We start from the raw sequence: 14736 nt of genomic DNA on the forward strand, positions 1-14736 counted from the left end.
CTGCATGCTCAGCTTCCGGCGCCCGGTTCGCCGTCGGCCGCCGTGCCGGGCTCGGTGCCGGTTTCGGCACCGCGGGAGAGTTTCGACGGCCACCAGATCTTCTTGCCGATGTCGTAGGTCAGCGCTGGCACGAGTAGCGAGCGCACGATGAACGTGTCGATGAGTACGCCGAAGGCGACGATGAATGCGATCTGCACGAGGAACAGGATCGGGATCACCGCGAGCGCCGCAAAGGTCGCTGCGAGCACAAGCCCAGCCGAGGTGATCACGCCGCCCGTGATGGTGAGGCCGCGGACAATCCCGTCCCTGGTGCCGTGCTTCACCGATTCCTCCCGCACGCGGGTCATGAGGAAGATGTTGTAGTCGATGCCGAGCGCGACGAGGAAGATGAACCCGAACAGCGGCACAGCCGGGTCTGCGCCGGGGAACTGGAAGATGCCGTTGAACACGAGCGCGGAGACGCCGAGCGCCGTGCCGAACGAGAGCACTGTGGTGAGCACGAGCAGGATCGGCGCGACGACCGAGCGCAGCAGCAGCATGAGGATCACGAGGATCACCGCGAGCACGACGGGGATGATGAGGTTGCGGTCGTGGATCGATGCCGTGTTCGTGTCGATCGCTGTCGCGGTCACGCCGCCAACCAGGGCGCCCGGCACGGTGTCGGCGAGCTCGGTACGCAGCTCGCGCACGGTGTCTGCCGCAGCGTCGGAGTCTGCCGCTGCGGTGAGGGTTGCCTGCAGCATGACGTCGCCTTCGACAACGGTCGGCGCGGGCGCCGGCGTTCCCGGAGGGCCGAACGCGGAGATACCTTCGGCCGTCACCGGCGCGGATCCGCTCGGCGAATCCTTAGACACGACAGAGACACCGTCGATGCCCGAGTGGGCGAGCAGCGTATCGGCTGCGGCCTGCAGGTCGCCCTCGGGCACGACGACCTGGGCGGGGCTGCCCGACCCGCCAGGGAAGTGCTCGCCGAGCGCTGCCTGGCCGTCACGCGCCTCAGAGGAGCCGATGACGAGATCGGACTGCGGAACACCAACCGCGTTGAGCTGCGTGACGCCGAGGGCGCCGACGGCGAGCACGATCGCGGTGGTCACCCAGATCGCGCGCGGCCGTTTGCGGATGAGGCCTGCGAGCTTTGCCCACACGCCGTGCTTCGGCACCCCGTGCTCTTCGGCGACGACCGCGGGTTCGTACTTCGGTCGGCGCGGCCAGAATGCTGCGCGGCCAAACGCAAACAGCAACGCTGGGAGGAGGGTGAGGGCCGCGAGCATCGCGAAGACGATGCCGATCGCGGCGACTGGGCCGAGCGTGCTGTTCGACTTCAGGTCGCTGAGCAGCAGGCACAGGAGGCCCGCGATGACCGTGCCGCCCGAAGCGGCGATCGGTTCGAGAGAGGCGCGGACGGCGCGCATCGTCGCCTGCCACTTGTCGGTGGTGATCCGCAGCTCCTCGCGGAAGCGCGCAACGTACAGCAGTGAGTAGTCGGTTGCGGCGCCGATGACGAGGATGAACAGGATGCCCTGCGTCTGCCCGCTGAGCAGGATCACTCCCGCCTTCGCGAGCCACCAGACCGTGAGGAGTGCCACGCAGAGCGCGAACATGCTCGTCGAGAGCACCGCAACGGGCAGCAGGAGCGAGCGGTAAACGATGATGAGGATGACGAACACGGCGATGAGGGCAACACCGAGCAGCAGGCCGTCGATGCCCGAGAACGCGGCAGAGAGATCGGCGCTGAAGCCCGCCGGGCCGGTGACGTACACGGAGACCCCTGGTGGGGCCGCAGAGCGCAGCGAATCCCCGAGCGCGCCGACGACGTCGCTGAGTTCTGCGTTCGAGTCGATCGGTACGAACGCCTGCACCGCCTTGCCGTCCTTCGACGGGAGAGCGGGGGAGATGCCGTCTGCGATGCCGTCCGTGCCTGCGAGGTCGGTGAGCTGGGCCGAGATGCCGTCGAGTTCAGTGGTGGAGAGCTGCGCCTCGCCGGCGAATACGACAATCGCGGGGATCGTGTCGCTGTCACTGAACTCGGTGAGGAGCTTGCGTACCTGGGTCGCGTCTGCCGACTCGGGGAGGTAGGCCGTCGGGTCGTTCGATGAGACCTCGCTCACCTTGCCAAAGTACGGGCCGCCGATGCCCGCGCCGGCGAACCAGACGAGGATGAGGAGCGCAGGGAGCAAGATCCGCAGCCAGCGTGGGACGCGGCTGCGGTGCGCCGGGGTTGTGTCGGCGCGACGCTCGGTTGCCGGGCCGGCGTTAGGCTCGCCCTCGCCGGTCGCTGGCTTGAATGAGTGCTTCGGCCGCATGCTGCATCCTCTCTCACGGAACACGATATTGCTAGCTTAGCAAGAAACATGAAAGGGTTGTAGATAGGACAGCTTGAAGTATTCGCGCTGGGCTAGAATCGTGTTATGCAAGAGAGCCAAGGAAACGCCGAGGCGACGTCGTCGAACATCTACGACCTCGACTCGAGCGATCCCGACGGCAGGCTCGTCGACCGCGGGGGCCTTGATCAGGCTCACGTCCAACAAATCGGGCTGCTCATGGGAGCGCTCGGTCGGCTACGCAACGCAGAGCAGGAGCTCTCCGACGCTTCGCTCAAGTACATGAAGCTCAACGAGACCGATATGCGCGCGCTGCACTTCCTCATCGTGCTTGGCAACCGCAGTGAGATCGCGACGCCCGGGGCCATCGCCGGACACCTGAAAATCTCAAGCGCCTCCACAACGAAACTCCTCGACCGCCTCGAGCGCGGCGGTCATATCCAGCGCCGCCCCCACCCAACCGACCGCAGGGCGCTCGCGATCTCCATCACGCCGGAGACCCACGAGGCCGCCATGAACACGGTCGGCAAGCAGCACGCCAAGCGGTTCCACGCGGCTGCCAGGCTCACGCCGGAGGAGCGCGAAGTGGTGATCCGCTTCCTCGACGACATGGCCGCCGAGATCAAGATCGAGCCAGGGGATTGGCCCCAGCTCGGCTGACTGGCGTGGCCAACGCCGGGGCTGGCAGGGCCATGGCGCTGCCTGGGGCACCGATCGGCTAGCTCGGGGAAGGAAACGCGGGGATTCGGGCGGGCCGCGCCGCGCGGCCGATCCGTGCCGCGCGCAGCCCGTTTGCGATCACCGCGACCTCCGCGAGCTCGTGCACGAACACCACAGCCGCGAGGCTGAGCACCCCGGTGATCGCGAGCGGCACGAGGACCGCAATGATCGCGAGCGAGAGGCCGATGTTCTGGGTGATGATGCGGTGACCGGCCCGTGCGTGCGCGAGGGCCTCAGGGATGCGCCTGAGGTCGTGCCCCGTGAAGGCGACGTCCGCCGACTCGATCGCGGCGTCGGAGCCGGTCGCGCCCATCGCGATCCCGACGCTCGCAGCCGCGAGGGCTGGCGCGTCATTGATCCCGTCACCGATCATCGCGGTCGGGGCGGTGCTCGCGAGCTCCTCGACGAGCCGCGCCTTGTCTTCCGGCCGAAGCTCGGCGTGCACGCTGCTGATGCCTGCCTGCTCGGCGAGCGCACGCGCGGTGCGGGCGTTGTCGCCGGTGAGCATCGTGACGTCGATGCCCGCTGAGCGCAGCGCGCTCACCATGTCCTTGGCCTCGTCACGCAGTTCGTCGCGGATGCCGACCGCGCCGATCACCGTGCCGTCGCGCGACACCACGACGACGGTCTGCCCGAGCGCTTCAAGCTCGGCGACGCCCGCCGAGAGCGCGCCGGGAGCGATCCAGCGCGGGCTCCCCGCGGCGATGCGTTGCCCGCCGAGGAGCCCGGTCATGCCCTTCCCCGGAAGCTCCGCGACATCGTAAGCGCCAGGGGTGCTGTCCGCGATCCCGGGCGCCGCGGCGCGAATGGCCGCGGCAAGCGGGTGGGTCGAGTGCCGCTCGACCGCGGCAACCGCGGTGAGCACCTCAGCCTCCGTTGCGCCCGCGCTCGTGAGCACAGCCGTCACCGATGGTGCGTTGCGGGTGAGCGTGCCGGTCTTGTCGAGTGCGACGCGGCGGATCGTGCCCATCCGCTCGAATGCCGCACCGCTCTTCACAATCACCCCGAAGCGACTCGCGCCGCCAATCGCCGAGACGACCGTGACTGGCACCGAGATCGCGAGCGCGCACGGCGAAGCGGCGACGAGGACAACGAGGGCGCGCGTGATCCACATCTCGGGGTCGCCGAAGAGTGCGCCGAACACGACAACCGCGAGCGCGAGCAGCAGTACGCCTGGCACGAGCGGTCGTGCGATGCGATCGGCGAGCCGCGCGCGCTCGCCCTTCACCGCCTGCGCCTGCTCGACGAGCGCGACGATCTGGGTGAGCGAGTTGTCCGTGCCGGCGGCCGTCACGGTGATCTCGAGGACGGAGGACGTGTTGATCGATCCGGCGGCAACCCGGTCGCCCACACCAACGGAGACGGGGATCGACTCGCCTGTCACGGCGGAGGTGTCGAGGGCGGACGAGCCCGTCGCAACGATGCCATCGGTCGCGAGCCGCTCGCCTGGGCCGAGTATGAGCAGTTGGCCTGGTTGCAGTTCGGTCGCGGGGATGCGCGAGTGGGTGGAACCGGCGGGTCCGCCGGTTGCAATGGTTGCGGTCTCGGGGACGAGGTCGAGGAGGGCGCGCAGGCCGCCGCGCGCTCGGTCCATCGCGCGGTCTTCAAGGGCCTCGGCGAGTGAGTAGAGGAAGGCGAGCGCCGCAGCCTCCTGCACGTAGCCGAGGAGCACTGCGCCGATCGCGCTGATCGTCATGAGGAGCCCGATGCCGAGTGCGCGGCGCACAAACAGGCGTCGCACGGCGCCGGGAACGAACGTCGCTGCCCCAGTGAGGAGGCCGGCCCAGTAGGCGACGACCGCGACGGCGGGGAGCGCGAGCGCGTCGAACGACAGGCCGGCGAGAAATAGCACGCCCGAGGCTGCGGGCACGATGATCTGCGCATCGCGCCACCACGGCGTTGGCCGGTGCGGCGCGAGGGCTTGGCTCCCTTCGGGGGGAGCGGCGCCAGCTGCCGTGGCCGTTGCGGTATCGGGGGCGCAGCACTCGACGCTCACGTGTGGCTCGCCGGTGTTGGTGAAGCGTCCGAGCGTGCGGTTTCCGCGGCAGGCACACGCTCGCCCCCGAGCTCAGCGGGTTCAGTGTCGCAGCACCCGGGAACGGCGCACCCTGGGTCGACGCACGTCGCGCCTTCGTCAATGGCGAGGGTGACGTCGACGAGCGCAGTCAGCGCCGCAGTCAGGTGTGGATCCGCGATCTCGTACCGCGTCTTTCGGCCCTCGGGCTCAGCGACGACGATGCCGCAACCGCGCAGGCACGCGAGGTGATTGGACACGTTAGTGCGGGTGAGGCCGAGCGCTGCCGCGAGTTCGGCCGGGTAGCCTGGCCTGCCGGTGAGGGCGAGGAGGATCTGCGAGCGGGTCGGGTCGGCAAGGGCCCGCCCGAGCCGGTTCATGGCGTCGAGACGAGAGCTATTAGTCAGCATGTGCTGACTATACAGTGAATGCTGACCAAATATCAAGAGGGGGTTTGCGCCCGCGACTCGCCCGTGCCGGGAGGTCGAGCGCCCACCGCGTCGAGCAGCATCGCCTCGTCGAGCGTTGCCTCGGCCGCGGTGATGTGGACCGGCTCGGTGAGCCTGTCGAGCGCCGCAGCGACGTCGCTGCGAGAGACGCCAGGGACGCGGAGGGTGCGCCCGTCGAGGAGCACGGGAAAATCCGCCGCCCGCAGTAGTGTGAAGGCGCGCTCCCAGTGTGCGCTCTCAACGGTGAGCGATGTGTGCTTTTTGGTGATCTCTTCGACGGTGCCCGCCGCGGTCACGGTGCCGGCAGTGAGGATCACCAGACGATCGCACTGCGCAGCCTCCTGCATGTAGTGCGTGGTGACGAGGATCCCGGCGCCGGTATCCGCCTGAGTGCGCAGCTCTCGCCACAGCCTGGCGCGAGCGAGCGCGTCCATGCCCGAGGTCGGCTCGTCGAGGACGAGCAGTTCGGGGGCGTGCCCGGCGGCCGCGAGGTAGGCGAGGATGCGTTGGGCGCCGAGGGGAAGCGCCGAGATTGGAGCCTTTCCGAAGCGTTCGGCGAAGCGCCTGGACGCTGGAACGACCGGGGCACCGTTCACGGCGGCAGCAAACTCGAGGTTTTCCACAGCGGAGAGCGCCGCATAGAGTCCGAGGCCCTGTGCGACGTACCCGATCCGCCGGCGGGTTTCGAGCTCGGGGCGTGCGCCGAAGAGCTTCGCGCTGCCAGCAGAGGGCACCTCGAGTCCAAGCAGGATGCGCATGAGCGTCGTCTTGCCAGCCCCGTTGCCGCCGAGCAGCCCGACGACCTCGCCAGGCGAGACGTGGAGTGAGACCCCGGAGAGCGCCGCGAACGCGCCGTAGCTGCGTCGAATGTCGCTGCCCTCGACGAGCCGGTGCCGAGGTGCTGCGGCCGTGCCACGTGCTCGGAGCTTAGCGGGCGCGGACCCGCTGCCCGTCGCGGCGAGCGTCGTCGGAGCATCGGCCGCGAGCAGCGCGATGCTCGTGTTCTCGAGGTCGTCCGGTGCCGACCGGAACCCTGGGGGAGCTGCGGCGTCTGCCGAGGGGTCCCAGGCGTACACGGTGTCGCCGCGCCGCCACGCCTGTCGTGTTTCGAGCGCGAGTCTCGCCGACTGGTGCGACGCCGGGGCCTGCCAGATGCGTCCGGGCGTCTGCGTAACCACGGCCTCCGGCGTCCCCGCCGCGATGAGGGTGCCGCCGCTCAAGAGAAAGAGCTTGCTCGCGCGCTCCGCCTCGTCGAGGTACGTGGTCGCAAACACCACGGTTGCGCCGTCTGCGGCGGTCGCGGCGATCAGCGTCCACAATTCTGCGCGACTGATCGGATCGACCCCGGTCGTCGGCTCGTCGAGCAGCACCAGGCTCGGCCGGTGGAGCGTCGCGAGCACGACGCCGAGCTTCTGGCGCATGCCGCCAGAGAGCTTGCCCGCGACGCGATCGGTCACGCCCCCGAGGCCGGCGCGCTCAAGCAGGCGGCGCGTGTGTTCGGTCGCTTCTGCCCCCGTTGCGCCGTACGTACGGGAGACGAACTCGACGTTCTCCGCGACCGAGAGGTTTCGCCACACGCCGGCGTCTGCGGGCTGGTACCCGACGCGACGCTGGTCGACGGGGAGGCCCTCGGCCCTGGTCGCGTGAAGCGGGACCCGGCCAGCGAGCCCGCGCAGCAGCGTCGACTTGCCCGCCCCGTCGCCGCCGATGAGCGCACTCACTGTGCCTGGCGCGAATGCGCCGGTGAACTCGCGGAGCGCCTCGGCCGGCCCGAAACGCACCGCCGCGTGCTCGAGTGAGATGTGCACCCCGGCGCTCATCGCGCGCCCCCGTGAGAGAGTGAGCGGCGCATTCGCCAGGTCGCGGCGCCGAAGGCGAGGACCGCCATGATTGTGAGGATGACGAGCGGGAACCAGAGGCTGTCGATCTCAGCCCCGCGCACCATGACACCCTGGGTGATCTCGCGGAACCAGGTGAGCGGAAGGATGTACCCGATCCAGCGGACCCCGATGGGCATCGAATCGAGCGGGAAGATGAGCCCCGAGAGGAGCACCTGTGGCACGACGAAGAGGATCGCGAGTTGGATCGCTTGCCCGGTGTTGTGGGAGACCGAAGAGATGAGCACCCCGATCCCGAGCACGACAAAGAGGAACACGATGCCGGCGAGGCTGAACAGGAGCCAGCTCCCGGCGAACGGCACGCTGAAGAGCCACCAACCGAGGGCTGTGATGACGGCCATGTCGATGAGGGCGAGGAGAAAGTACGGGGTGATCTTGCCGAAGATGATTGCTGAGGGGGGCAGCGGCATGACCGCGAGTTGTTCGAGGGTGCCCGTCTCGCGCTCCCTGACAAGCCCGATGCTCGTGATGAGTGCGCCGATGAATAGCAGGATGAGGCCGATGAGGCCAGGAACCATCACCCACGACGTCTTCAGGTCTGGGTTGAAGAGCACGGTGACAAACTCGTCTGGGGCGAGGTCTGGCGCGGTGAGCTCTGGAGGGGAACCGGTCGCGAAGGCCTCGGCGATCCGATCGCCGAGGTCGTCGAACTGCTGCTGCATGTCCTCCGCAGCGAGGGCGACGAACATGCCCTGCGCGGTCTGGGTGGTGAAGAGGCTGCTGCCGTCGAGGTAGACGCGCATGCGCTCGCTGAGCGGGGCGCCGCTGTCGCTGTAATCCGCGAGGATTACCGCGTTAGCCTCCCTGTCGCGAAGCAGCACTTCGGCGTCGGCTGCCCCGAGTTCGGTGTCGACGACTTCGATGTCGAGATCCTCGGCTGCCTCGTAGCCTGCTAGGTCATCGACGAGCTCTTGCGCGTTCGGGCCGACGGCGATCGCTGTGACGCGATCCACCGAAAAGTTCGCCGCGTAGCCGAAGATGACGAGCAGCAGGATTGGCAGCACGACGAGCATCGCAAGCGTGCGGTGGTCGCGCGCAAGCTCGCGAAACTCCTTAATGATCAGTGCCCGCATGGACACACCTCCCTATTTCATCGTTTGATGAATTGGAGTGTACGCGAAAAGCAACAGGTGTGGAAGAGTAAAGTTAGATTGGTAGGCTTTTCGTGTTGAGGTGACCAAGGAGGGGCCTATGGCTGGCGCTGACACCGGTGGTTCGGAGTCCCATTCCGCGGGGCGCGGACGACGGCCTGGCCCGCCGCGCGGAAGGCACCTCGTGCTCGCCGCTGCGCACACGCAGTTCGGGGAGCACGGCTACCAGGGGACAACGATCCGTGGGATCGCTGCAGCCGCCGGCGTCGACCCGAAACTGGTCCACTACTACTACGGCACGAAAGCCGAACTGTTCACCGCGGTCATCGCCGAGACCTTCAGCACCAGGGGCCTGCCAGACATCCTCGCGGAGCAGGTGAACGACGGCCATGGGTCCGTTGGCATACGTTACGTGAACACGGTGCTCACCGCGCTTGAGCACTCCGACATGGGGCCGGCCTTCATCGGCCTCGTCCGCAACATCGGCACCCACGAGGAGTCACGGCAGATCTTTCTCAACTTCGTCTCCCGCGAACTCATCAGCAAGCTCGCACCGCGGCTCGACGCGGATCGGCCGGAGACGCGGGTGTCGGTTGCTGGCTCGCAGATGCTCGGCTTCGTCATCGCCCGCTACGTGCTCAGAGTCCCGCACGTCGCGGAGATGAGCATTGCCGAAGCCGCGAACGCGATCGGGCCAACCATGGACCGCTACATTGTTGGCGACATTGCCTGGGGTGGCCAGAACGGCGCTGCTCCACCACCCTGACCCTGCGCGAGCGGGGGCGGGTGGCGGAGCAGCGACGAGCTTGGTTCACCTACACCGTGGTGAGCGTGATCTCTCGTTTGAGAATCTTGCCCGTCGCGCCCTTGGGGAGCGCCGCGACGATCTCCACGACGCGCGGGTACTTGTAGGCGGCGAGGCGTTCCTTCACGAACTCCCGAAGCTCGGAAGCCGCAACCTCCGAGCCAGGCTTGAGCGCGACAACCGCCGCAATCTCGTCGCCGAACTCCGCGTGCGGAAACCCGATGACGGCGGCCTCGGCAACCGCTGGGTGCTCGTAGAGCACCTCTTCGACCTCGCGTGGATACACGTTGTAGCCGGAGCGGATGATGAGATCCTTCTTCCGGTCCACGATATACAGGAAGCCGTCCTCGTCGTGCTTCGCAAGATCGCCGGTGCGGAACCAGCCATCGGGAATCGCCTTCTCGGTCTCCTCCGGCTTGCCCCAGTAAGCCTTCATGACGTTGTGGCCGCGCACGATGAGCTCGCCGATATCGCCTACCGCAACGTCAACGGATGATTCGTCAACGATGCGCACGTCGACGCCGGAGACGGGCAAGCCGATCGATCCGGCGCGGCGCTGATCCAGCCGGTTGATGGCGACAACGGGAGACGTCTCCGACAGCCCGTACCCCTCGAGCACGATGCACGTGTAGGCAGCCTCGAAGGCCCCAAGCACCTCGACGGGAAGCGCGGCTCCGCCCGAGACGCAGACGCGTAGCGAGGTGGTGTCGTAGCTTTCACGGTCGGGGTAGCTCGCGAGCACCGTGAACATCGTGGGGACCCCCTCGAAGACGGTTACCCGGTCGCGCTGCACGGTTTCGAGTGCGCCCTGCGGGTCGAACTTTGGCAGGAGCGTGAGGCAGGCGCCGGCATAGACGGATGCGTTCAGGCTGGCCGTCTGCCCAAACACGTGGAAGAGCGGCAATCCGCCGAAGAGCACATCCTCTTCGGTGAGGAAGATGAGTTCGTCAGCGCAGATTTCCACGTTGCGTGCGATGTTTGCGTGGGTGAGCTCCGCGCCCTTTGGCTTGCCCGTTGTGCCAGAGGTGTAGAGGATGACCGCGGTGTCACCGGCCGCGCTGTCGATGACCTCGGCGACCGGTGCGAGGCCAGCGAGGAGACCGGGCCAGGTCGCCGGGTCGACGACGATCGCTTCAGCGCCGGCGAGGGCGGCTCCGGCTTCGCCTGCCTGGTCGAATCCCGTCCATACGAACAATAGCTTCGCGCCGGAGTCACTCAGGTGATAGCTCACCTCGCGCTCCTTCAGCAGCGGGTTCATTGGCACCACGACGGCGCCGATCCGCAGTGCCCCGTAGTAGAGCAAGGCGAAGTGCGGCACGTTGGGGAGCATGAGCGCGACCCTGTCGCCCGGCCCGACGCCGTGCTTGTGGAACAGTGCTGCGACGAGTTGGGTGGCCTGTTCGAATTGGCCGTAGTTGAGAACCGCGTCTCCGAGGCGAATCGCCGGGCGATCCGCGTGCAGTTCGGTGGTGTTGACGAGATTCATCGCAAGGTTGGTCATGCATCTCTCCTATGAGCTGTAAGCGAAGCCTTGGTTACTCCGCGTTGAGTTACCAATTCATTATCGCCGCAATGTGCTGAAAGGGCGTACAGCTACCTCGCGCAGTGCGAAGACCGTGCGTCGGCACATCGAAGGCACATCGCCCGCGCGAATTCGCTCTGGCCGAGCCCGCAATCTGAAGCCACGATCTAACTATGAATACTTCATCAGAGGCGGAACCGGTGGCTCACGGCGGCGGAGCGGATGCGCAAGGGCGCGACAACGTGCTGCAAATTCGGTGGATCGCGCAGTCGGACAGGCCGGCCCCGGTCGCAGCAGCCTCGGCGGCGGAGGCCCTCGAGCTGCTCAACCGTGGCAGCGAGGCCTTTGGTGCGCTCGGCACAACGGGCGGTGACGTCGAAATGCGGCCCGACCCCGAGGCCTTCGGCTTCGTGAACTCGTCCGACGAGGACGGGATTCTCAACCAGGACCCCTTCGCTGCGGTGCTGAGCTGTTCGGATGCACGCGTGCCCATCGAGCTCGCGCTTGGTCGCGGCGCGAACGACCTGTTCGTCGTGCGGATTGCGGGCAACGTGCCCGGCGCCGAGTGCTTGGCAGCCTGCACTATGCGTCTGATCATCTGCCGCGCGTGCAGCTGTTCTCGGTGATCGGGCACTCGCAGTGCGGGGCGGTCACGGCAGCCGTCGACGCGTTCCTCGATCCCGGCAGCTACCTCCCCGTCGCGCAGCTCGCGCCGCTGCGCGAGATCGTCGATTCGCTGTTTGGGAGCGTGCGACTTGCGGCCAACGCCCTGCAGCAGATCACCGGCAGGGCGGTGCTCCCAGCCGCAGCAGAGTCGGCTGAGCTGCGCGATGCGCTTATCGGCGTGAGCGCCGTCGCAAACGCCGCGCTGAGCGCAAACGTCGTGGCGCGCAACCTCGAGCGGGAGGCGGCGTTCGGGGTATACGACCTCGCGCAGCACACCGTGGGCACGATGACCGCAACGGGCTGGAAAACAGGGTTGCAGCCCGCTCCGAAAGACGACGAGGAGCTGCAGGCGGTACTCGCTGACGCTGCTGCGGGGTACTTCTCACCCGCAGCTGGATAGCTGTCCTGCCGACACTGTTTGCTTGACGCCCCCTGTCTTCCGACATAGTGTGAGGCAAGGCGTAAATTGGCGGAATCAATGATTAAGACGTCAATTCGCAATGGAGCGATTGGACTGGCGACCGTTGCACTGCTCGTCGCCGCGCCCGCGGCCGCGCTCGCGAACCCTGCTCCGGATTCGGGGCCCATCGACGGGGGAACCACCGTGACGGTGCCGGCTCCGGAGGGGGTGACGTTCACCGAACTGTATGCCGGAGGCTTCCACACACTCGCCACTGGATCCGACGGCAACACCTATGCGTGGGGGTACAACGAGGAGGGTCAGCTCGGCATCGGCGACAAAAGCGCCGCGAACCGGGTCAAGCTACTCCCCGTCCCCGTTGCCCAACCGGACGGCGTGAAGTTCACCGATATCCAGCCGGGCGGCTACCACACGCTCGCGCTCGGCGACGACGGCAGCCTCTACTCCTGGGGCAGAATGAGAAAGGGCAGCTTGGCACGGGCGACACCACAGCGTTGAACCTGCCGACGAAGCTCGCCGTACCCGGCGACCCGAAGTTCACCGAGATCAGCGGCGGTGAGTTCTACTCGCTCGCGCTCACCGACGCGGGTGTCGCCTACGGTTGGGGATTCAACCGTTCCGGCCAGACGGGCACGGGACTCGCGGCACAGTCCGTGCTTGAGCCGGCGCCCATCGCCGCACCCGACGGCGCCAAGTTCACACAGCTCAGCGCGGGCTCGCACCACTCGCTCGGCATCGCCGACAACGGCAAGGCGTACGGTTGGGGCAGCAACTCGAACGGTGCGCTCGGGAACGGCACGCCGATTCCCTCACCGACCCCGGTTGCCGTGCAACTCCCGGAGAACGTGGAGTTCACCATGATCGACGCCGGCGGGCAGCACTCGCTTGCCCTGGGCAACGATGGCCTTGTCTACGCCTGGGGCGGTGGCTCGCTCGGCCAAATTGGCAACGGCACCGGCACCGGGAGCCTGATCCCTGGGCCGGTCGACCTGCCGAGGGGGCTGCAACTTGTTGCGCTCGCGGCGAGCGGGTTCCAAAACACCGACGATGAGACACGCATCGACGACGCAACGCTCGGCGGCTACCACTCGCTCGTAATCACGGCCGACGGCAAGACCTGGGCTTGGGGCGGGAACCAGAACGGCCAGCTGGGCGATGGGAGCGTCGGCACGGCCGCGCTGGCCCCCGTCGAGGTGACGTTGCCAGCTGGCGTCGCCTTCACCTCGGTGTGGGCCGGCATATTCCATTCGCTCGCGCTCGGCGACGACGGGAAGACCTACGGGTGGGGCCACAACAGCTTCGGCCAACTCGCGCTCGGCGGAAACCAGGATGCCTATGTTCCAACGGAGATGCGGACCGCCCCGACGGTGACGGAGATCGACTTCGACGGAGTCGCTGGCACCGACCTCACACAGGCCGAAGACGGCTCGTGGTCGGTTGTCACCCCGGCACACGCCGCTGGCCCAGTCGACGTCACGGTCGCGTGGGAGCAGTTTGGTGTCGCGCAGGAGCCCATTGTCTACGCTGACGGCTTCACCTATGTCGCTGATGGGCCGACCGTGTCTGATCCGGCTGACGTCACCGTCACAGCAGGCAGCTCCGCAAGCTTCACCGTCGAGGTGACAGGGTCGCCGCAGCCCGTGGTGAGCTGGGAAGTATCGACCGATGGTGGCGAGACGTGGGGTCCGGCCCCGGACGAGTGGAGCGTTGTCGTTGACGGAAGTTCATCGACCCTGAGCTTTCCCGCCTCTGTGACACAGTCGGGGATGCTCGTGCGCGCCGTCGCAGACGACGGAGTGAACGAACCTGTCATCAGTGCCACGGCGAAGCTGACAGTGACTGAGGTTCCCGGTGAAGGGGGCAACGGAAACGGTAACGGAAACGGAAACGGAAACGGCAACGGGAACGGGGCTGGCGGCGGCGGTGGCTTGGCCGAAACGGGCAACACAAGCACTCCGTGGGCAACGATGCTCGCCGGGCTCCTCGTGGCGCTGGGTGCAGGCGCTGCGGCGCTGAGCGTCGTGCGTTCGAAACGAAACCGAGCGTAAACTACGGTGTTGCGCGCTGCGGCACCGAGAGACCTCGGTGCCGCAGCGGGACACGCACCGATCGCATACGAAGGAGCAGAATGCGCGAATACTCATTTGTTCGTGTCGCGGTGAAACGACGCCGCGAAGGGTCCGTCATGCAGAAGGACTACCGGGAGATCATCACCGAGCAGGCCGCAGCAGGCTGGAAATTTGTTCAGGCTATCCCGCTCGAGTCGCACTCAGAACCGCGACTCGACCTCGTGTTCACGCGAAAGGTAAAAAAATGAAGCATCCCCTCCGCCTGCTCCAGGCGTTTACTCTCTTCCTCGCCGGCCTCTTCGGCTTCTTCGTGTTCCTCGGCAACCTCATGGACTACGACTCGAACTTTCAGTTCGTGAAGCACGTGCTCTCCATGGACACCACGTTTGAAGGAAACGCCCTCATGTGGCGATCCATCACCACACCGTGGGTGTGGACGGTCGGCTACATCGGGATCATCATCGCCGAGGGCGCCTTTGCGGCGATCGCGATCACCGGCGCCGTCAAGCTCTTCCTCCGCCGCGACGCGAGCATCGCGAGCTACGACCGCGCACGCGGCTGGGGCTACACGGCATACGGTCTGGGATTTGCGATCTGGTTCATCGGCTTCATCATCATCGGCTCGGAGTGGTTCGCGATGTGGCAGTCGAGCACGTGGAACGGCAAGGAGACCGCGATGGGCATCGTGACGCTCTGGGCTGGCTTCGCCGTGCTCCTCGCGATGAACGAGCCCGCGCGTGAGGCCGAAACGCGGGTATGA

At 67.0% G+C, this 14736-nt stretch carries 11 protein-coding genes and 2 pseudogenes; 7 read left to right on the top strand and 6 right to left on the bottom strand.

What is annotated here, in order from left to right; translation table 11 throughout:
* Window positions 1-8 precede the first annotated feature (8 nt).
* Window positions 9-2303, bottom strand: coding sequence for an MMPL family transporter (locus SD72_RS03355; RefSeq protein ID WP_084766736.1), 2295 nt, complete (start codon window positions 2301-2303; stop codon window positions 9-11).
* A 105-nt stretch (window positions 2304-2408) separates the two neighbouring features.
* Between SD72_RS03355 and SD72_RS03360 the strand changes: the two genes are divergently transcribed.
* A complete protein-coding gene (locus SD72_RS03360; protein WP_042543026.1) occupies window positions 2409-2981 on the top strand; it encodes a MarR family winged helix-turn-helix transcriptional regulator in 573 nt (190 codons plus the stop codon).
* 58 nt (window positions 2982-3039) lie between these two features.
* On the opposite strand, the gene SD72_RS03365 is transcribed toward SD72_RS03360, so the two are convergent.
* From SD72_RS03365 to SD72_RS03380, 4 genes and pseudogenes are all read right to left on the bottom strand, one after another.
* Window positions 3040-5037 (bottom strand): heavy metal translocating P-type ATPase, encoded by a 1998-nt coding sequence (locus tag SD72_RS03365; RefSeq protein ID WP_042543027.1) that lies wholly within the window; start codon window positions 5035-5037, stop codon window positions 3040-3042.
* Window positions 5038-5126: 89 nt separating this feature from the next.
* Window positions 5127-5465: pseudogene (gene cmtR, locus SD72_RS03370) on the bottom strand (Cd(II)/Pb(II)-sensing metalloregulatory transcriptional regulator CmtR); the annotation flags it as partial.
* Window positions 5466-5497: 32 nt separating this feature from the next.
* A complete protein-coding gene (locus SD72_RS03375) occupies window positions 5498-7324 on the bottom strand; it encodes an ATP-binding cassette domain-containing protein (RefSeq protein WP_042543029.1) in 1827 nt (608 codons plus the stop codon).
* Window positions 7321-8475: an ABC transporter permease gene (locus SD72_RS03380; RefSeq protein WP_084766737.1), complete on the bottom strand. Its 1155-nt coding sequence runs from the start codon at window positions 8473-8475 to the stop codon at window positions 7321-7323. Before SD72_RS03380 ends, SD72_RS03375 begins: the two co-directional genes overlap by 4 nt.
* Before the next feature lie 118 nt (window positions 8476-8593).
* Here SD72_RS03380 and SD72_RS16795 point away from each other — a divergent pair, with 118 nt between their 5' ends.
* Complete coding sequence (locus tag SD72_RS16795; protein ID WP_052492433.1) at window positions 8594-9259, top strand: TetR/AcrR family transcriptional regulator; 666 nt, start codon at window positions 8594-8596, stop codon at window positions 9257-9259.
* Between the two features lie 49 nt (window positions 9260-9308).
* Here SD72_RS16795 and SD72_RS03390 read toward each other — a convergent pair whose 3' ends face one another.
* On the bottom strand, window positions 9309-10799 hold the full coding sequence (locus SD72_RS03390; protein WP_042543030.1) for a long-chain-fatty-acid--CoA ligase: 1491 nt from the start codon (window positions 10797-10799) through the stop codon (window positions 9309-9311).
* 401 nt (window positions 10800-11200) lie between these two features.
* Here SD72_RS03390 and SD72_RS17890 point away from each other — a divergent pair.
* The 5 genes and pseudogenes from SD72_RS17890 to SD72_RS03410 all read left to right on the top strand — a co-directional run bounded on the left by SD72_RS17890 (window position 11201) and on the right by SD72_RS03410 (window position 14736).
* Window positions 11201-11886: pseudogene (locus SD72_RS17890) on the top strand (carbonic anhydrase).
* 78 nt (window positions 11887-11964) lie between these two features.
* Window positions 11965-12405: a hypothetical protein gene (locus tag SD72_RS18155; protein WP_052492436.1), complete on the top strand. Its 441-nt coding sequence runs from the start codon at window positions 11965-11967 to the stop codon at window positions 12403-12405.
* A complete protein-coding gene (locus tag SD72_RS16810; protein ID WP_052492437.1) occupies window positions 12402-13955 on the top strand; it encodes a hypothetical protein in 1554 nt (517 codons plus the stop codon). Before SD72_RS18155 ends, SD72_RS16810 begins: the two co-directional genes overlap by 4 nt.
* An 80-nt stretch (window positions 13956-14035) precedes the next feature.
* Window positions 14036-14224: a DUF4177 domain-containing protein gene (locus tag SD72_RS03405; RefSeq protein ID WP_042543031.1), complete on the top strand. Its 189-nt coding sequence runs from the start codon at window positions 14036-14038 to the stop codon at window positions 14222-14224.
* Window positions 14221-14736, top strand: a complete 516-nt coding sequence (locus SD72_RS03410) for a DUF2165 family protein (protein WP_042543032.1) — start codon at window positions 14221-14223, stop codon at window positions 14734-14736. Before SD72_RS03405 ends, SD72_RS03410 begins: the two co-directional genes overlap by 4 nt.

Origin of the sequence: Leucobacter komagatae (assembly GCF_000834055.1) — a bacterium.
In the GTDB taxonomy this organism is placed as follows: Bacteria; Actinomycetota; Actinomycetes; order Actinomycetales; family Microbacteriaceae; genus Leucobacter; species Leucobacter komagatae_A.